This window comes from Methylobacterium longum (assembly GCF_022179385.1).
In the GTDB taxonomy this organism is placed as follows: Bacteria; Pseudomonadota; Alphaproteobacteria; order Rhizobiales; family Beijerinckiaceae; genus Methylobacterium; species Methylobacterium longum.
The window spans coordinates 22,755-41,916 of the sequence record NZ_BPQS01000023.1; the positions used below are offsets into that span (position 1 = coordinate 22,755).

Consider the following 19,162-nt stretch of genomic DNA (forward strand, 5'->3'; position numbering starts at 1 on the left):
TCGTAGCGCCGATCGTTGTAAGCGGGCTGATCTGAACGGCGCGACATTCAGATGAAGACCCGTCTGGCAGGGCCGCAGTTGATCGTCTGGTCGTGCTGCCTCGGCATGCTAGCGATCGGCATCAACGGGACCGCAATCATGACAGCGCTGCCGACCATGCGGCGCGAGCTTGGGCTGGATGGCAGACAGGTCGAGTGGGCCGTGAACGCCTATCTTCTTGCCGCCGCAGCTTGCGTGATGTTGGGGGGCGCCATAACCGACCGTGCCGGCGCCACTCGGGTCTCAATGGCCGGCCTCCTACTTTTCGCCCTGGCTTCCGCATCCATTGCACTGGCTCAAACCGCGGATGCGCTGCTTTTGGGGCGTACGTTGCAGGGTTTGGGGGCGGCCCTGTCCGTCCCAAGTACCCTGGCGGCAATCAGCATGGCGAGCGCGAGCGATCGGCGCGCGGCGGTAATCGGCGCCTGGGCGGGCGCCTTGCTGCTCGGCTTTAGTATCGGCCCATTGATCGGCGGAGTGGTGACCCATCTCGTAGGATGGCGCTTCATCTTCTGGGCGAACGGATCGGTCATTCTGCTGGCCGCCTGCGGCTTGCTCACCGCGAAGCCGCAGCGCGTGGTGCAGACCGCTGTGCGACATAGTTTCGACAGGCTTGGCTTCGCTTACCTTGCCGCTACGATGATCGCCATCATCCTCGCCCTACAAGGGCTTGCTGACGTCGACCAGGCTCCTCTCAGGCTAATCATACCGCTCGGACTCGCGATCTTGTTCGCCCAATTATTCTCGCGCCAAGAGCGGAGCCGGCCGGATCCCTTAGTCGCGTTCAGCCTGTTCGATACACCAGCATTCCGGCCCGCCCTGATCATCGCGACGAGCGCGATGTTCTGCATCCTACCCCTTCTGCTGTTCTTCAACCTCGACGCACAGAGGCAAGACGGCCTCGGCCTAAATGCGATCGAGGCTGGGGCCATGTTACTGCCGCTAAGTGCGGGACTGCTCGCCTTTGCGCTACTCGCTCCCCGGCTGACATCGAAGCTCGGCATGCGATACGCCATTAGAGCGGCGATGCTACTGGTCGTCGCGGCCGCCGCTGGGGTTGCGCTCGCCTACATCACACGATCCCTTGCTGGTCTCGCGTTGAGCCTGTTCCTGATCGGGGCGGGACTGGCCGTACCGTATGCGATCGCGCCGCGGTTGGCGCTGGCCGGTATTCCCGGGCCGCAAGCGGGCCAGGGTTCTGGTATCGTGAACAGCTGCACGCTGCTGGGCGGCAGCATCGGTGTCACTCTCGGCGCGCTGGCTTTTGAAAGAGGCGGTCTTCCGCTCGTGTTGGCGATGTTGGCCGGTGCAGCTTTGATAGGGTTTCTGGCGGTCGCACAGCTGCCTGCCGACTGAAGCAAAAATCTGCGTACCCGCCGCGTCCAGTCACCGGGCGCGTCAGCCGCAACCTGAGAAAGTCCGGGTTGGGTGGTTTCAAGACGATCCGCTTCGGGCAAGCAAACCGGCCGAAGCGGACACGCTGAAACCGAGACTGGAAAGCTAGACCTGTCGCATCCCGCCATCGACGCACAGTTCGGCCCCCGCGACAAAGCTCGCCTCGTCGCTCAGGAGGAACAGCGTGGCCGCCGCCACCTCCTCGGGACGCGCCATGCGGCCCAGTGGGATCGGCGCGATCAGCGCGGCCCGCTGCTCCTCAGGTACGCTCGCCATCATAGCGGTGTCGGTTGGGCCGGGGGCCACCACGTTCACGCGGATGCCCTGCGGGGCTAGTTCCGCTGTCCATGTGCGCGCGTAGGAACGTAGTGCCGCCTTCGTCGCGGCGTAAGTTCCGTAGGGCGTGATGCCTGCGGCGTCGGCGATCGACCCCATCAGCACGACGGACCCACCCCACTCCATCGCGCCCAGTGCCGCCTGCAACCCAAAGACCGCCCCACGGACATTGACCGCAAAGTGCCGGTCGAAGTGCTCGGGCGTTCCGTCGCGCAGGGTCGCCGGTTCCGAGATGCCCGCGTTGAGGACCAGCGCGTCGATCCGGCCATGCGTCTCCCTCACCGTCGCCACGACGCGCTGCAGATCCTCCTGTAGGGCTGCATCCGCGACGAGACCCCGCGCACCGCGCCCGATCCTCGCGGCCGCTGCCTCGACCTCGCCGGCGCGCCGCCCCGTGAAAACGACCGACGCGCCCTCGATCGCCAGCCGCTCGGCGACCGCGAGACCAATGCCTTTCGCCCCGCCGACAACGAGCGCAACCTTATCCACCATGCGAGCCATCGCGGCATCCCTTCATCTGCGATGGCTCAGACGATACAGACCGTATATCTGCTATCAAGAACGCACTTAGATTAGCCTAGATATGGCCGATGATACCGATCTCGATGCCCTGTCCGCGTGCGCGCTCGCCGACATGGCGCGGGTCCGCCCGGTGTTGGACAAGATCGCCGATAAGTGGACGATCCTGATCCTCACGGTGCTCTGCCCGCGGCCGGCACGGTTTAACGCGATCAAGCGGCGGCTCGACGGCATCACGCACAAGGCGCTGGCGGACGCGCTGAAGCGGCTGGAGCGCAACGGTCTGGTGACCCGGACAGTGCTGCCGACCGCACCAATCGGCGTCGAGTACGCGATCACCCCGCTCGGCCATTCACTGCGCCAACCTTTCGAGGCGCTCTGCGTTTGGGCACTCAACAATGGCGCGGCGATTGAGGCGGCCAACGACGAGCATGACAGCCTCAAAGCGAAGCCGTGAGAACATGTCCGCCTTCGGTTTGCCAGATGTTGAACCGCTCTGTCTTATCAGGGTCGGGAGGAGACCGTCCGCCTTCTCGGCGGGGCTCCTCCGAAGCGGACCGGCGGCAATCGGCCATACCTCGTCATTCCGAGTCCGTTGCGCCACTTGCCGACATCGGGATTAGGCCGCGAAGCGGACGCCTCTGTGGGTGGAAGGCAGCGGAGAGTTGCCATTCGCTATGGCTGCGTCAAAATGAACATAATGAGAACTGAGCCACTCTTTGACGTGGCTGGGGGATGGATTGCCTACGACCACTCAACGATCTCGTTCCTCGCGACTCACGGGAGGCGAAGGCTTCACCTACGAGGACACGGTTGTTGCCTATTACCTGGCCGCCCTCTTGCGAGAGGAGCGTGCGCAGGGATGCAGGGGCACTGTTGTCAGGGTGGCTGTCCAACAGGATCGCCAGGGTGAAGCCCTTGATGACCTGATCGTCGATGCCGAAGAGGCCGGCGAAGCCTCGCGCCTGAGTTTGCAGGTCAAGAGCGCGTTTGCAATCAGCGCGGCGGACTCGGATTTCAAGCAAATTATCCAGGCGTCGCTCGCAACGCGGCGCAAATCAGAGTTCCAGGTCGGCAAGGACCGATGCGGCTTTATCGTCGGAGAGGTCGCCGTCGGCCGCTTCGGACATCTCACTGAAATTCTGCGTTTCGCGGAGGCCAGCCCGACCAGCGGCGACTTCGTGGCCCGGTTTCAACAGGGTGGCGAAGCGAGCCTCGATGTCATCGCGCTTCGTGATGAACTCCGACCGCTCATTGGCGGCGCCGACGATGCCGATCACGACTTCTACCGGCACTTTGTGGGCTACCGTTTTGACAACCTTGCGCCGGGCGGGGACGCCTACGTGCAACTCGCCAACCGGCTGGGAGAGATTGTTAATCAAGACGGTGTTGCAGCCACCGAGATCCTTTGCCGTCACGTGCGTCTCGGGGAAGGCAAAGCGCAGGTCTGGACCCGCAATTCGCTGCTGTCAGGACTGAAGCCTGGTCTGTCCTTCAAGACCTCACCGAGCTACCGGGCTGACGTCGCTGCGCTGAACTCACTGGCGCGGAATTCCTGCGCCGAAATCAGGGCCGACATTGCCGGCCTGTCGATTGCCCGGGCCGCTCTCGTCGAACACGCGGAAGCCGAAACGCAACTGCACTCCATTACGAACATCTCGGGCCTCCCCGGCTGTGGCAAGTCGGTGGTGCTGAGGCGATGTGTCGAACGGGCGCTGGAGAAAGGCCCGGTTCTCTTTCTCACTTCAGATCGTCTCGAGGGTGCGAGTTGGCGCAGCTTCGCGCGCTCGCAGGGACTTCAGCATCTCGATGCCGAAGCGATCCTCGGAGAGATCGGTGCGACCGGTGTCGCCACCCTGTTCATCGACGGCATCGACCGGATTAGCCCGTCAAACCGAGGGACCATCGCCGACCTACTGAACGCAATCGAACGCGATCCGGCGCTCAGCCGTTGGCGCGTTCTTGCCACCTCGCGCGATCAAGGCCTGGAAGTTTTGCGCTCGTGGATTTCGTCATCGCTCTACGCACGTGGCGGCATCGGCAATGTCGATGTCGGCGCGCTGAGCGTTGAAGAAGCGAAAGTGCTTGGGGAGCAGCACCCTGCACTGAAGCCTTTGCTGTTCGGCGCTGACGCAGTGCAGGAGATTGCCCGCAGGCCCTTCTTCGCTGCCGTGATCGCCGACCAGGCGGTCGCGATGGCGCTGGACTCCGCGCCTCCACCGCAGACGGAAGCAGAGCTGATCGGCGCCTGGTGGCGAGCAGGCGGATACAATCTGAAACCAACTGCGGCGGATGGTCGTCAGCGCGCCCTGCTTGAGCTGGCGGAAGCGGGTGCTCCGACGCTGGGAAAAGGCATTCACCGTCGCAGCATCAGCAGCGAGACGGCAGCGCAACTTGGGGGGCTACGCAGGGACAAGATCGTCGACGTCGTCGTTGAAGGCAGCCGGTACAAATTCTCCCACGACATCTTCTTCGAGTGGTCGTTCTTCCGTCTCTTGATCGACGAAGGTGGGGCGTGGCCGGGCGCGCTGATCAAGGCAGGCGAGCCCCCGTTGCTCGCCCGCATCGTCGGCCTGCTTGCTCAATCCGAATATGAAAAAGCTGAGTCGTGGGCGGCCGGATACGTGGCTCTCTCCGAGTTGCGGCTGCGACCGCAATGGCGTCGCTCGTGGCTTCTGGGACCGGCGAGCAGCACGAGATTTAAGGCCAACGCTCAGGAGTTCGACGAACTTCTCAATGCGAACGATCACGCCCTGCTCGAAAAATTCCTAGTCTGGTTTCAGGCGGAGCGGACCATCCCGAGCCCAATAGTCCTGCAGCGCGCCTCAGGCGACATCGATAGCGACATTCTATTGCGTGCGGCCGACATGCTGGGCTGGCCTTCGGATGTCGCTCAGTGGCAGCGCGTGCTGTCCTGGATCTTCGATCGGAGCGCGACGCTACCGGCGAAAGTCCTGCCGCACGTCGTCGAGCTGTTCTCGGTGTGGCAGAACATGTGCTCCGGATTTCGCAACGGCATGTCCGGCGCAATCATCACGATCTGCGACAGCTGGCTCATTGAAATCGAAGGGGGACAGACGCCTCGATGGAAGGGCATGAAGGACGACACCTGTTCTGTCGTCGCATCTCAGTTGCGGTCGATCATCCTCAAGGCGGCGACGTCTTATCCGGAGGCGGCGGGTCGCGCGCTAGACCGTATGCTCGCTTGGGAACGCCGATCCGGTGACCTCCTGACAGCGGTCTTCGCGCTGACACCCATCCTCGGCACGGTGTTTCCCGAGAAGCTGGCCGAACTCGTTCGCGTGGAAGTCATCAAGGAACTTCCGAAGGATAAGAAGGAGCGCAAGGAGCGCGAAAATCGGGCGCGGCAGGAATGGGTGGAGGCCATTCGGGAGAAGCCCGAGGCCGAACGGACGTCCAACGAGCAACGGGCGCTTGAACACCGGAGCATGTTCATCGCCGGCGGCGAGGATCGCTACGAACTCGATAATATCGGGATTGATCGGCATCACAGCTCCTTCTATCCGGCAGCGGCCGGACACGAGCCCTTCGACACGCTGTTCAAGGTAGCTCCAGCCGTTGCGTTGAAGCTGGTCCGCGACTTGTCGAACCATGCCAGCCGGGGCTGGCTGCAGGTACATGAACTTCGTCGCCACAATCACGGTACGCCACTTCCTTTAGAGGTAGAATTCCCGTGGGGGAAGCAGACCTTCTGGGGCGATGAGCGAACCTACGGCTGGTACATTGGCCAGCTCGGGCCGCAGTCGCTGGAGTCAGCGTGGCTTGCTCAAACCCACTGGGCGCACACCCAGTTGGAGGGCGGCGCCGACCTCGACGCACTCATCCAGCAAGTCACCGAAGGGCACGAGAACGTCGCGGCCCTTGGGTTAGCGGTCTCGTTGGCGGTGGAGCACAACGAACGCTCGCCTGCGTTGCGTGCGCTGCTCGCGGCTCAGCGCTTGTGGGTGATGGACAGCAATCGGCAGGCCCAGGAGGCCGGTCGCGGCCTCGTCCTGATGGGCATGGACCCGAGGGATCAGATGACAGCCAACCAGAGGGCGGCCGACGACTACCTCATGGGTCGCAGCTATCGCGAGCGTTCGCTGAAGGACATTTCCTATCTTTACGCACTCAGCAACGACGAGCAGGAGCGTGAGTCGTTCGTGCAGCAACTTGCGCGCTTTCCCGACGAGCTTCCGTATGCATACGCGGAGGAAGTCGGCGACGCGGATTTTGAAGCGTATTTGAAGGAGCGCGCGACGGCATGGGTCGAGTTCGCGCGGAAGGAAAATTACGGCCTGGTCCGCACTGAAGCGGACACCATGCAGGCGCAACTTGTCTATCGGGATCCGACTCCCAAGACACCTGAGCGACAACAGCAGATCGACGAGAGCCAGAACGCGTTGCGGGATTTCACGGTCGTTGCTTGGGCCAACAAGTCCCTAAGCGAACGAAGCATCCAATCCAATGTGACGCTCGCGGCCTCTATCGAGTTCGCGCGCTTCCGCGATCAGCACGACCTATTCCAGTCCGTTGCGGAGGCCGGGTCGGGCATGACGCAAGCCTGCGTCGCCTCGGTCGCCGCGATGGTTTTCCGGTTCGGCGGTAGCGAGGCGGATCGGGAGTGGGCCTGGACGATTGTCGAACGCCTCGCGTTGTTCAAGGACGAGCGGGGCGACGAACGACACGGGAGAAACCCTGCGGACCCGCGGCCGTTTTATGTCGCTGCGCTCTACGACGATGTGCGCGGGGACGCGCCGCGCGAAACGTCGATGCCACGTCTGTTTGCTACGGCAGCCGACGACAATGCCAACATCTCGCAGATGGCGATAGGAGGTCTGCTCGACGCATATGCGATGCCGGAGTTTATCTCCTGGAACGCTGGCATCCTCGCTACCGAACTATTCAGCACCCATGTCGGCTCTTACGACGACCGCGAGGAAGCTCGGGTCAAGGCGGTCAAACATAAGCGGCAGGCGCTCGACCGCGCTTTGGCGCGTTTGGCGCAACCGGGCGTGTTTGCTGATCTGGTCATCCCACCGCCCGCATGGGTCGAAGTCACCGAGCAGGAAAAGCGGATACGTCGTCGTTCTGGAGTTGATGCCGACTGGACCTACCCGGGCTTTGACTTCAACCCGCAGGCGGCGGGTCCGATTGTCCGCGCATTCCCGATCGAGAAGTGGGCTGAGAACCCTGCGCTGCGAACCCAGGTGATTGCCTATGTGCGTTCGCTCGTTTTGTGGACGAGCGAACGCATGTTCCCTTCGTTTGCGGAAGACGCGGAAGATGGCAATTTGCGTCTATATGAATGGATCAACGAACTGGCGCAGCTGGTCGCGCGGGTGGTGGTCCTGGTTCCTGCCGATGAGGCCTGGGAGCAATTCGTCGAACCGATTGCGAGGCACCGGCGCCGCGACGTTCTGCAGTTCATGGATGACCTGACGGAGTCGATCACCTGCCGCTTCATCTACGATGCGGCGACGATCCCACCGAACGCGATTGAGATCCTGATCGCGATAATGCGGCGGATGCTTTTGGAGCCGGATCTCTCACCCACGTCATGGCGGCCAGGTGATAGGATAGATCGCCATTTGGGCAACATCCTCAAATCTCTCCTGCTTGTTTCTGTGAAAGACGCGCCGGGTACGGCGCGTTTTGCGAACGGCAACTGGAAGGATCTTCCGCAGATGCTTCCGCTTATCGAAGAGCTGATCCTCGCCATCGGCTGGACCGACCTGGCGATGGACAAGTTTCTGACCATGTGTGTGCGAGCCGGTGAGCACGTACCGATAGAGCTGTTTGCACGCCTCGTCGGCGTTAGCATGGACTCAGCAGCATTCCGGCTAGAGCGCTGGAATGCTGCTGGCATCCCGGCGCAAATCGCCGGCGTTGTTCAACGGCTTGCAGACGCCAAACATCCGCTTCCGGTGGATGATGCGCGAAGCCTGCTGATCCTGTTGGATCGGTTGGTCGATATGGGTGATCGACGGGCTGCGGCCCTGGAGCAGTCTGAGCATTTCCGGAACATTCAGCTGCGTTCCTTGGCTTAGTTGTTTGCGCTTCTGCCACCGAGCCGACCATCCGAACGTCTCTGTTGAGTGAGATGCGGACGGGGGCCGGCTTAGCTTGGGCCGGCGCCTCAAAGCGGACCCTCCGAAGATCCGTAATGGGTCAAATTCGGTAACAGATTGACTCAAAAAAAACTCGATGAGTAGAGCCGTCCCGCGAATGACTGAGCCCACGATTGCTTATGCCGCTGAGTCCGACTTGGCTCTCATACTTGCGCGTAAGCGAGCAGTCTCCTCCGGGCCGAGCGCGAGGACGAACCTGATGCAATCCTCGAGGAAAACTGCTTCTCCGGTACCAGACTGCTTGACAGCGCGTAGAATCTCACGCGCTAGCGGCTTGTCAGCCAGGAAGGACATTTGTCGAAATGCCGCCATAGCCTGCCTGCTCATTGGGGGAGGCAAATTTCCAACAGGACCCTTGGCGGCGGGTCTGGGGGACGAAGAAGGCTGATCTGAAGTTCTTCGCGCTTCGTGCCTGCCTTGCGTCACGAGACGATCTGCCCGTTCGTTGAGTGGGTCTCCGGCATGGCCCTGAACCCACGTCCACTTCACATCACGCTGGCCAGCGAGTTCGTCCAGGCGCTGCATCAAGTCGAGATTCATCACCGGGCCTTTCGAGTTGCGCCAGCCCTTGGCCTTCCAGCCGCGCATCCACTCGGTGACGGATTTGACCACGTACTGGCTATCGCAGCGCATCTCGATCTGCGCGCCCTCGGGGAAGTGCTCGAGCGCCCGGATGGCTGCCGTCAGCTCCATGCGGTTGTTTGTACTGTTAGGCTCACCCCCGCATAGATCCACAGGCCCGTCCGGGCCAGAGATGACGACTCCCCAGCCACCTGGGCCAGGATTGGGCGAGCAGCCTCCATCAGCATAGACGACGATTCGCATCAGGGCGTAATCCTTTGGGTAGGGAGGCGAGCCCGCGGCCTGAAGAACAGCGGAAGCAACCTCGTCCCGGCTTGTAACGCCCTCCCCCGTGGATCTCTACAGGGGGTAAATCAGTAGAAACCAATTAGTAAGCAACCTCGTGCACCCGACTGAACTCAGATGCACCCACGTGGTGCACGATGAGCTGGAGTAAAACCAAATGCGAGGCAATAAAGATGATCACAATATTGTGTGCAGAAATTCCATGATTGCGCTATCCTTCTGATTTCAGTGAACATTCTGGCTGTTCTGGCAGCCGGCTGGCACGACCTTGCCCGCAGGGCGTCCCCCTGCGGCAGCTGAGCGATCGCCGCGGTAGCTAGGGTTTGATCGAACGGCGAGTAGGCCGCCCGGGCGTTCCGGCCCCCTCCCGGACCCCCGGGATCGGGCAGTCGAGTTGGCCTGCCGGCGATCTCTGCCACGACCGCGCTTCGTAGGCCGTCGGTGCCAGAACGGGTCGACGGGATGACGAACGATCACGCTCGACCGGGCGGGCCGAGCGGTATCGCCATCGCGCCGCTATCCCGCACCCGTGACTGACCTGCGAACGTACCCCTCGCGGCGATCCTGCGACACCGCCCGAACCGCTCGATCGGTGCGGTCCAGGGTGGCACGCCACGCCGTCTCACGGCCGGCCCGGATCGGTTCGCGTGCCACGGCCGGTTTGCGCTCGGGCCTGGACGGCCCTCCCCCGATCCCCGCCGCCCTGTCGCATCCGTCCCGGGCGCGGTCCGGCCTCAGCTGTGACCTGACACGGCGTGCGGGATGTACGGCGCCTCAAGCGCGGCGCACTCGTCAGCACTCAGCTCGAGCGTGAGCGCCGCAACGGCGTCGGTTAGATGCCCCGGCTTGGACGCACCGATGATCGGCGTGACCTGTCTGCCTTTGCGCAGAAGCCATGCGAGCGCGATCTGAGCGCGCGGAACGCCCCGCCGCTCAGCGACCTCGCCCAGCGCATCCACCACCTTGCGGTCCGCCTCCTCGGTCTTCCCGTAGAAGCGGTGAAGCGCATCGTCCGTCCTGAGGCGCTCGGTCGTCTCGTCCCAGGGGCGCGTGAGCCGCCCACGCGCCAGCGGGCTCCAGGGCATCACCGCGACGCCCTCCTCGGCGCACAGGGGCAGCATCTCCCGTTCCTCCTCCCGGTAGAGGAGGTTCACGTGGTTCTGCATGCTGACGAACTCCGTCCAACCGTGCAGGCGCGAGACGTACAGCGCTTTGGCAAAGCGCCAAGCCGGCATCGAGGAAGCGCCGATGTAGCGGGCCTTGCCCGCCTTCACGACATCATGGAGCGCCTCCAGGGTCTCCTCGATCGGCGTGTCGCAGTCGAAGCGATGGATCTGGTAGAGGTCGACGTAGTCGGTGCCGAGGCGCGTCAGACTCGCGTCGATCTCCTGCATGATCGCCTTGCGCGACAGGCCCATCCCGTTCGGGCCGGGTCGCATGCGATTGTAGACCTTGGTGGCGAGGACGATGTCGTCGCGGCTGGCGAATTCCTTCAGCAGTCTCCCCGTGATCTCCTCCGACGAGCCGTCGGAGTACACGTTCGCCGTGTCGAAGAAGTTGATCCCCTGTTCGATGGCCTGGCGGACGATAGGCCGGCTCCTCTCCTCATCGAGCGTCCAGGGGTGATTGCCCCTGTCAGGCTCACCGAAGGTCATGCAGCCGAGGCAGAGGCGAGAGACCTTGATCCCCGTGGAACCGAATTTCACGTACTCCATGCAGCCCTCCCGGCGGCAGGTTTGAGGGTCCTTGGGTGCAGCGTCGATCGATCGGCATGCGGGATAGGAACCCTGCGCGCCGAGCCTCCACCCACCGATGGGCTTGCAGCCTGCCGAGCTTGGTCTTGCTCGCTCAGTCCACGACCGGCAGTCCTGCGAAGCCGCCCGGCCCGAAATAGGGCTGCAGCGTCTTCGGCTGGTAGATCGCCGTCGAGCACGTTCCACTCTCGTCGTTCGTGCACAGCTGCGCGGCCTTGCCGTAGCGCTCGATGACACTCCGATGCACCGCCTCGTTAATCGCGCGAACCGGCCGTCCGTTCTCGTCCTGGGCGACGTACAGGCTCTCATTGAACGCCGTCTCGCACGGCCGCTCACCGATCCGTCGCAGCGTCGGTCGGAAATGGTCGAGGGCGAACAGCCCGGATGAGGAGTCGTGGGCCGCCGCCGCCGCGTTCAGCGGCCCCGCCGGCAAGCACGTCCAGTCGATCGCGAGCCCCGCCGCCTCGGCTTGCCTCGCCATCCAGACGAGCGGGATGTCGGCGAGCACCCGGGTCCTGTAGCCACCGCCGACATCGGCATGCGCGCCTGCAAACCACACCTGCTGGACCGAAGAACCGGCCGGTGCGGTCCCCGTCCAATAGGTCGGGATGAAGTTGTGGCGATGTTCGTCGATCGCCAGCGCCTGCACGGCCGTCTTCACGATGGAGCAAGGGCTCGTGTCGTGGAAGGCGAACGCCTTCTTGTTGGCGTCCGCGAGAAGGGAACCCGGGATGCCGAGGCTGCCGACCGTGTCCCAGACGCCCAAGAATCGGATCGTCACGCCGTCGTGTACCTGGGCCGCGTACCGGTCCCTGAAATCCTGCGGCGTATGGGGTTTGGCGGAGCGGTAATACGCCCAGGCGTCGGGCAGCGACTCCAGGGATGGCCGCTTCAGGACTCCGCAGGCGGATATCAAGCCAACTAGGCTGCGGGCGGTGAAGGCGCCGCGCGAGAAACCGAACAGGTAGATCTCGTCGCCGGGAACGTAATTCTGAGCGATGAACTGGTATCCCGACCGTATGTTGTCGTCGATGCCGAGACCAGTCGCGCCCTCTATGAAGGTTTCCAGCTTCAGGCCCGTCGTGCCGACGCCACGAAGGTAGAGCACGATCTGGAACGTCGCCTCGCCGGTATCGACCGAGCCGTGGATCGAGCGCGCGATCTGCGCGACGTTCGTATCCTCTGTTTGAAGGTCGTCGTTGTTCCAGGTGCCGTCGCAGCAGACCACGATGCGTTTCATCGACCCTGCCCCCGTGATAACCGGTCAGAAGAGCGTCACCATCGGTTTTAGTGCGTTTGACACCGATTTCATACGCCGCTGGCGCGCTTGTTGACTGCCGTGCGATGTCGGCCGGACCCAGACCTGTTTCCACGCCGCCCCTCAACCTCGGCACCGCACGCCGAGACCGCGCCGGATCGTCGCCTCGATCAACGGCGCAGTCGACGGTTCGCTGATCGCGCCGTCGGTGTCGGCGCCGGAATCTCCTCAGCCGACGTCCCGATAGCGGCCCCTCGTCGACGGTCCGACACCTGTGCTTCCGGGTGGTTCGCGGATGCCGGAAGCCCGTGTCGTCCGCCGGCCGGGGCAACGCACTCGGCCGGCGCCAAACCGGGCTCTGCGACGCGTCCCCGGACCACCCTCATCGGGACGAGGGCGGCGGGATCGGCCCGCGCCATCGGCTGCGGCCACCGTTCCGGACCTGAACGCGCTCGACGACCGTGCGGCCTGGCAACGGTCAAGCCCTGCGTCGTCCAGGCGGTGTCGGGACGAGCCTGACAGGTGTCGGTGAGAACGGCACGTTCGGTCACATCTGCTTGTCGCTCGCTCCGATCCGGGCGCTACTCAAGGCCGTCACGACAGCCTTGAGACGCCCTTGGGAGAGCGGAAGGACAAGCGACGATGATCATGGACGTCATCAAGTTGGGGACCCGTGCCCGCACGCTCGGTCGCCCGCGGGACGCCTGCCCCTACCCGACCGATTCCCGTGAACGTCGGGCCTGGTACGAGGGCTATGACGGCTCATCCTTGGCGTTCGGCATGCGCGTGCCGCACCCGGCCGTCACGCCCCGCAGCACCGGGAGGATGCTCGAAGTCGCGGCGGGCGCGGACGGGGCTTCAATGCTGGCCTGAGGCTCGAACGTCATGGGGCTGCGAACGCTCCCGACACACCCGACTGCCGGCCGCCGAGAGGCGCGCGGCGGGAACAGGCCCGGCCGGAGGGGAGGACGGGAAGACGGCGCGGACCGGCGTTCGAGGGGCGCGTGTTCGGTCGGCTGGAGCGGGTGGTGACCGCCTTGGTCGAGGCCGGACTGGCGGACCGCGCGGCCGCGCCGCCGAACCTGGTCGAGCGCCTACGGCACCTGGAGCGGGCTGCCGTGGCCGCCGGCGGAGACCGGCAGGTGCTTCAGGTCATCGCGTCGGGGCGGCGCCTGCTCGGCGAACCCGATGCGGTGGAGAGGCCCGTCGGATCATCGCCGTCCGCGCATGGGCGAGGACGTCCCGAACCGCGATGACCTCGGCCATCCGGCTCGAAAGGCGGTAGAAGCGGGCCGACATCGCCGATGGGCGCGTCCGGCCTGGACGCGTCCCCACGAGTGCCCGCACATGACAACTCGAAACGAGGGCGTCGCCGGTGACCGGCCCCGGCTGAGCCGAGGCAACCGCCGCACCTTCGCGGCCCTGGCCTTCGCGGCGGCCATCCCGGTGCTGCTGCTCAGCGGCTGGGTCGCCACGCTCATGGCGCAGCAGCAGCGCGATCTGGTCCGCAACGCCGCGGTCACCAGCGCCGCCCGCGTGGCCGAGCGCGTCGCCTCCGACATCGCGGCGCAGGTGGCGGTCCTCGAGGCCGAGGCGGCCTCGGCCACCCTCGACAAGCCGGACCTCGCCGCCTTCTACGCCGAGGCCGATCGCCTCCGGCAGGCGCACCCGCTCTGGGCGACGGTCGAACTGGCTGATCCCGACGGCGCTCAGGTCGTCAATCTGCTCCGCTCGCTCGACGAGGAACTCGGTCCCACCGCCGACCGCAGGAGCTTCGACGCCGTCGTGCGGACGCAGCGTCCCGTGATCGGCGGCATCGGCCCGGTCGGGCCGATCTCGGGCCAGCGTCTCGTCGCCCTGCGCGTCCCGGTCATCCGGGCGGGCAAGCTCCGCTACGTCCTCTCTGTCCGGCTCGCCACCAACGCGGTCAGCTCGATCCTGCGCGACGCCGGGGCGCCCGAAGGCTGGGTCGGGACCATCGTCGACGCGGACGGCAATACCATCGCCCGCACCCGCGCCGAGACGGAAGAACTCGGTCACCCGGCGAACCCGGCCCTGCAGGCGGCCGTCCGGCGGGCGCCGCAGGGCTTCTACACCGGCCCGACCCTGGAAGGGGCGAACGTGGAGGTCGTCTACCGCACCCTCCAGCACACCGGCGGCTGGTCGGTCCATTTCGGCATGCCGGTGGCCACCCTGAACGCGCCGGTCTCCCGCTCCTACCTCGTCCTGGCCGGCGGCAGCCTCGTCAGCATCGGCCTGGGCCTGGCCCTGGTCGGGCTGGTCGGCCGGGACATGGCCCAGCGTCGGGCCGGCGAGCAGGCACGGTTCGCGCTCGCGCTGCGGTCGAGCGAGGAGCAGGGCGCGGTCGCCGTCGAGGCGGCGGAGCTCGGGACGTTGCGGTGGGATACCGGCCGGGAGACCGTGACGGCGTCCGGGCGCGCGGCCGAACTGCTCGGTTGGCGCGTCGCGGTCGCGCAGGGGGAAGCCGCGGCTGCCGCCCGCGAGGCCCTGGCCGCGGTCCATGCCGACGACCGCGTCCGGCTCGACGAAGCGGTGCGACGGGGCGCGGCCGACGGAACGCCGCTCGACGTGGAGTTCCGCATCGCCGATCCAGCCAGCGAGCCGCGCTGGGTGCGCCTGACCGGCCGGGTGCCCCACCTCCACAAGGAGGTCGCCGGGCTCGTCTACGGCGTCGTCTCCGACATCGAGCCGCGCAAGCGCGCGGAGGCGGAGCGCCTCGACCTGCTCCGCCGCCTCGGCCATGCGCAGGAGAACGAGCAGCGCCGGATCGCCCGCGAGCTGCACGATCAAGTCGGCCAGACGGTCACGGGCCTGTCCCTCGGTCTCAAGGGCCTGGAAAGGCTGCTCGAGGCCGAGGGCGTGTCGCCCGAGGCCGGCCGGCAGGTTCAGTGGCTGCAGAGGCTCGCCGGCGAGGTCGGCCGCGACATCCACCGCGCCGCCGTCGACCTGCGCCCGACCGCCCTCGACGACCTCGGGCTGGCCGAGTCCCTCGCCACCCTGCTCCGCGACTGGGGGCACCGCCACGGCGTCCGCCCGGACCTGGAATTCACGGGCGAAGGGGCCCGCCTGCCGCCCGCCGTCGAGAGCGCGGTCTACCGGATCGTGCAGGAGGCGCTCACCAACGTCCTCAAGCACGCGCAGGCCGCCACGGTGAGCGTCTCGGTCGAGCAGCGCTCCGACGAGGTCCGGGTCATCATCGAGGACGACGGCGTCGGCTTCGACCCCGAGGCCACCACGCACCCGTCCCCGGGCGGCGCCTCCGCCAAGCCGAGACTCGGCCTCTCCGGCATCCGCGAGCGCCTCTCGCTTCTGGACGGCTCGCTGACGCTGGAGGCGTCCTCGGGCGTCGGCACGACGTTGTTCGTTCACATCCCCCTCCCGCAGGCGGCCTGACGCCCGAGGAGCCAGCACCATGGACCGTATCCGCGTCGTCCTGGCCGACGACCATCCCATCGTCCTCGCGGGCATCCGGACGCTGCTCAACGCCGACCCGGAGGTCGAACTCGTGGGCGAGGCCACCAACGGCGGCGAGGCGCTGCCGCTGATCCGCACGCTCGCCCCGCAGGTCGCCGTCGTCGACGTCTCGATGCCCGGCCTCAGCGGCCTCGAACTCACGGAGCGGGTCGCCGGCGAATGCCCGGGGACTCGGGTGCTGGTCCTGACGGTCCACGAGGACGCGGCCTACGTCCAGCCGCTGATGAAGGCCGGCGCACGGGGCTATCTTCTCAAGCGCTCGGCGGCGGAGGACCTCCTGCGCGCGGTCCACGCGGTCGCGGCGGGCGGGATCTATCTCGATCCGTCCATCGCCGGCCACGTCATGGCGGGCCCGTCCGCGGCGGCGCGTTCGCCCGCCGCCGCGGACGGGGAGATTCTCAGCCCGCGCGAGACGGAGACCCTGCGGCTGATCGCGCAGGGCTTCAGCAACAAGGAGATCGCGCGCCGCATCGACGTGAGCGTGAAGTCCGTCGAGACCTACAAGGCGCGCGCCGCCGAGAAGCTCGGGCTGCGGACCCGGGCCGAGATCATCCGCTACGGGGCCGCACATGGCTGGCTGGACGCCCTGACCCTGCGCTGACCCGTCCGGTCGGCCAGGCTGTCCGGCGCGGCTCCGACCTGTTCGGTGACCGGAGCCGGCCCGGAAGGCGGGGGCACCGCCTAGCGCGCGCGAAGGGTCCACCGCGCCACGAGGCCGAGGGTCGAGCCCTGCACGATGATGGTGAACAGCACCACCGCATAGGTCGCCGCCAGGATTGCGGGCTTGGCCTCGCTCTCCGGCATCGAGAGGGCCAGCGCCACCGAGATGCCGCCGCGCACGCCCGCCCAGGTCAGGAACGGCACGTTGCCGAGCGAGAGGTTGCCGCCCCAGCGAAACAGCAGCACCGGCGTCGAGACCGCGACGAGGCGCGCGACGAGCACGATCGGGACGGCGCAGGCGGCCAGCGCCAAGCCGGAGACCTGGAAGCGCAGGACGAGCACCTCCAGGCCGATCAGGAGGAACAGGACCGAGTTCAGAACCTCGTCGACGAGCGTCCAGAGCGCCGAGACGTATCTCCGGGTGGTGTCGCTCATCGCGTAGCGCGGCGCGCGCTCGCCGATGAGCAGACCCGCCGCCACCACGGCCAGGGGGCCGCTCGTTCCGAGCTTCTGGGCGAGCGCGTAGGTCCCGGTGACGAGGGCCAGGGTGATCAGCACCTCCACGGGGAAGTCGTCGATCGCCTTCATCGCCAGGTAGGCGATGTAGCCGGTGACGATGCCGAGAGCCACGCCGCCCCCGGCCTCGTGAAGGAGAAGCGTCGCCACACCGCCGACGCTCGTCGTCCCGCCGCCCGATCCCGCCGCGTAGGCGAGCAGGACTGTGAACAGCACGATGCCGACGCCGTCGTTGAACAGCGCCTCCCCCTGCATCTCGATCTCGAGAGCCTCCGGGACCTCCACGTTCTTCAGGGTGGCCAGTACCGCGACCGGGTCGGTCGGGCTGATCAGCGCGCCGAACACCAGCGCCCAGGCCAGCGGCACCGGGCTGCCGAGCGCCTGCGCGGCCGCCCAGAACGCCGCACCGACCACGGCGGTCGACACGAGAGTCCCCAGCAGCGCGAGGGTGGCGACCGCGAAGGCCCGCGCGCAGAGCGCCGAGGTCGAGGTTCAGGGCCCCGGCGAACAGCAGGAAGGCCAGCATGCCGTTCATCACCACGCCGGTGAAATCGACCTGATCGAGGACGCGGGTGAGGTCCTCGTAGAGGTGCTGCTGCGGGAAGGCGACGTCGGCGAGCACCAGCGCGAGCGAGGCGAGGAGCCCCATCACGAGCAGGCCGATGCTGTGCGGCATGCGCAGGAAGCGGCGGTTCAACCAGCCGAACAGGGCCGAGAGGGTCAGCAGCAGCGCGGCGAGGTCGAAGATCGAGATCAAACGGAATCCTTCCCGCTCGCGGCCACCCGGACCACGCCGAAACGGGCCGGATGGGCGGCCGCATCCGTTCCCCAACGATCGGAACGACCCTTCGTGCCGGTTGTCCCCGCCCTCGGGAGCTGTCAGGCCGCAACGATGAGCGCGCGCGTCAAAGCTTGGCTTGAGATCCTCGGCGACCTGTTCTGGCTCCGCCCGGCCCTGGTCGTCCTCGGCTGCATCCTGCTGGCCCAGTTCGGGGTCTGGCTGGAGACGGCCCACGTCGCCGGCTACGACGCGTCCTCGCCCGACACGAACTGGGGTTATTCCGGCGGCGCCGAGGGGGCGCGGGCGCTCCTCAGCGCCGTCGCATCCTCCAACATCGGCGTTGCCGGCACGACCTTCTCGATCACCATCGCGGCGCTCACCCTGGCATCCGGCCAGATGGGCCCGCGGCTCCTGCGCAACTTCATCCGCGACGCCCGCAACCAGACGGTGCTGGGCATCTTTCTCGGGACCTTCGCGTATGCCCTGATGGTCCTGCGGACGGTGCGGACGGTGGACGAGGACCCGTTCGTCCCGCACCTCGCCATCACCGGAGCCCTGGTCCTGGCGCTGGTGGCGGTCGGCACCCTGGTCTGGTTCGTCCACCACATCGCCACGAGCATCAACATCGAGACCGTGGTCGATGCCGTCCAGCGCGACCTGTGCGAGGCCATCGCGGCCCATACGCGCGACGAGCCGGGGGTCGCCCAAACCGATCCGGCTCCGACCGGACGCGCCGTCGCTGCGACCGGCGGCGGCTACGTGCAGGCCATGGACACCGGCGTGCTGGCCGACTGGGCCCACGAGAACCGGGCCAGGGTCACCCTGCGGGTCCGGCCCGGCGACTACGTGCCGAGCGGCTTTCCCATCGCGTTCCTATCCCCGCAGACCGAGGGCGCCGAGGCCGCCATCCTGGGGGCGGTGACGCTGGGGTATCGCCCCGCCGCGCTTCAGGATCCGGAATTCTCGATTCGCCAACTGGTCGAGATCGCGGTCCGGGCTCTCTCGCCCGGCATCAACGACCCGTTCACGGCCGGCAGCGTCGTCGACCATCTCGGCGATGCCCTGTGCCGGATCGCTCCACGCCATCTGCAGACCGGCGTGGTGCTGCGCGCGGGCCACCCCGTGCTGGTCCATCCCGTGACGGACTACGACGGGCTGTGCGATGCCATGTTCCACATGATCCGCCAGAACGCCGCCGGCTCGGTCCACGTGCTCGGCCGGATGCTCGACGTGCTCGCCCGCGTCGCGGAGGTCGAGACCCGGACGGATCGAACGGCCGAACTCGCCCGGCATGCGGATCTCGTCATCGCCGCCGCCCGGCGCGACGTGGCGGATCCGTCCGACCTCGGCGACCTGGAAGACCGCCACCGCCATTTCCGCGCGACCGCCCGGGTCGCCGCCGCCTGACGCG

Annotated in this window: 12 protein-coding genes and 1 pseudogene; 8 read left to right on the forward strand and 5 right to left on the reverse strand. The window is 66.4% G+C overall.

All coding sequences use genetic code 11. The features are described 5' to 3' along the window. The first annotated feature begins 51 nt into the window (after positions 1-51). Complete coding sequence (locus tag MFF58_RS19055; RefSeq protein WP_238290414.1) at positions 52-1,395, forward strand: MFS transporter; 1,344 nt, start codon at positions 52-54, stop codon at positions 1,393-1,395. 144 nt (positions 1,396-1,539) lie between these two features. Here the strand turns inward: MFF58_RS19055 and MFF58_RS19060 are convergent, their stop codons facing one another. Further along, the gene (locus tag MFF58_RS19060) at positions 1,540-2,271 is read right to left on the reverse strand and encodes an SDR family NAD(P)-dependent oxidoreductase (protein ID WP_238290415.1); all 732 of its coding nucleotides are present in this window, start codon (positions 2,269-2,271) and stop codon (positions 1,540-1,542) included. Between the two features lie 82 nt (positions 2,272-2,353). Here MFF58_RS19060 and MFF58_RS19065 point away from each other — a divergent pair, with 82 nt between their 5' ends. Together MFF58_RS19065 and MFF58_RS19070 are read left to right on the forward strand one after the other, a co-directional pair. Beyond that, positions 2,354-2,746 (forward strand): winged helix-turn-helix transcriptional regulator, encoded by a 393-nt coding sequence (locus tag MFF58_RS19065; protein WP_238290416.1) that lies wholly within the window; start codon positions 2,354-2,356, stop codon positions 2,744-2,746. A 427-nt stretch (positions 2,747-3,173) separates the two neighbouring features. Continuing rightward, the gene (locus MFF58_RS19070) at positions 3,174-8,339 is read left to right on the forward strand and encodes a P-loop NTPase family protein (protein WP_238290417.1); all 5,166 of its coding nucleotides are present in this window, start codon (positions 3,174-3,176) and stop codon (positions 8,337-8,339) included. A 198-nt stretch (positions 8,340-8,537) separates the two neighbouring features. On the opposite strand, the gene rnhA is transcribed toward MFF58_RS19070, so the two are convergent. The 3 genes from rnhA to MFF58_RS19085 all read right to left on the reverse strand — a co-directional run bounded on the left by rnhA (position 8,538) and on the right by MFF58_RS19085 (position 12,281). Next, complete coding sequence (gene rnhA / locus MFF58_RS19075) at positions 8,538-9,245, reverse strand: ribonuclease HI (RefSeq protein ID WP_238290418.1); 708 nt, start codon at positions 9,243-9,245, stop codon at positions 8,538-8,540. A 776-nt stretch (positions 9,246-10,021) separates the two neighbouring features. Then, complete coding sequence (locus tag MFF58_RS19080; RefSeq protein WP_238290419.1) at positions 10,022-11,002, reverse strand: aldo/keto reductase; 981 nt, start codon at positions 11,000-11,002, stop codon at positions 10,022-10,024. Between the two features lie 133 nt (positions 11,003-11,135). Further along, the gene (locus tag MFF58_RS19085) at positions 11,136-12,281 is read right to left on the reverse strand and encodes a T6SS phospholipase effector Tle1-like catalytic domain-containing protein (protein WP_238290420.1); all 1,146 of its coding nucleotides are present in this window, start codon (positions 12,279-12,281) and stop codon (positions 11,136-11,138) included. A 660-nt stretch (positions 12,282-12,941) separates the two neighbouring features. Between MFF58_RS19085 and MFF58_RS19090 the strand changes: the two genes are divergently transcribed. From MFF58_RS19090 to MFF58_RS19105, 4 genes are all read left to right on the forward strand, one after another. After that, positions 12,942-13,172 (forward strand): ribosome modulation factor, encoded by a 231-nt coding sequence (locus tag MFF58_RS19090; RefSeq protein WP_238290422.1) that lies wholly within the window; start codon positions 12,942-12,944, stop codon positions 13,170-13,172. Between the two features lie 131 nt (positions 13,173-13,303). Then, positions 13,304-13,555, forward strand: a complete 252-nt coding sequence (locus tag MFF58_RS19095) for a hypothetical protein (RefSeq protein WP_238290423.1) — start codon at positions 13,304-13,306, stop codon at positions 13,553-13,555. A 91-nt stretch (positions 13,556-13,646) separates the two neighbouring features. Then, positions 13,647-15,713: a sensor histidine kinase gene (locus MFF58_RS19100; protein ID WP_238290424.1), complete on the forward strand. Its 2,067-nt coding sequence runs from the start codon at positions 13,647-13,649 to the stop codon at positions 15,711-15,713. A gap of 19 nt (positions 15,714-15,732) precedes the next feature. Continuing rightward, positions 15,733-16,395, forward strand: coding sequence for a response regulator transcription factor (locus tag MFF58_RS19105; RefSeq protein WP_238290425.1), 663 nt, complete (start codon positions 15,733-15,735; stop codon positions 16,393-16,395). Positions 16,396-16,475: 80 nt separating this feature from the next. On the opposite strand, the pseudogene MFF58_RS19110 reads toward MFF58_RS19105, so the two are convergent. Continuing rightward, positions 16,476-17,727: pseudogene (locus MFF58_RS19110) on the reverse strand (cation:proton antiporter). 135 nt (positions 17,728-17,862) lie between these two features. Between MFF58_RS19110 and MFF58_RS19115 the strand changes: the two are divergent. Then, positions 17,863-19,158 (forward strand): DUF2254 domain-containing protein, encoded by a 1,296-nt coding sequence (locus tag MFF58_RS19115; protein WP_238290426.1) that lies wholly within the window; start codon positions 17,863-17,865, stop codon positions 19,156-19,158. The last annotated feature ends 4 nt before the right edge of the window (positions 19,159-19,162 follow it).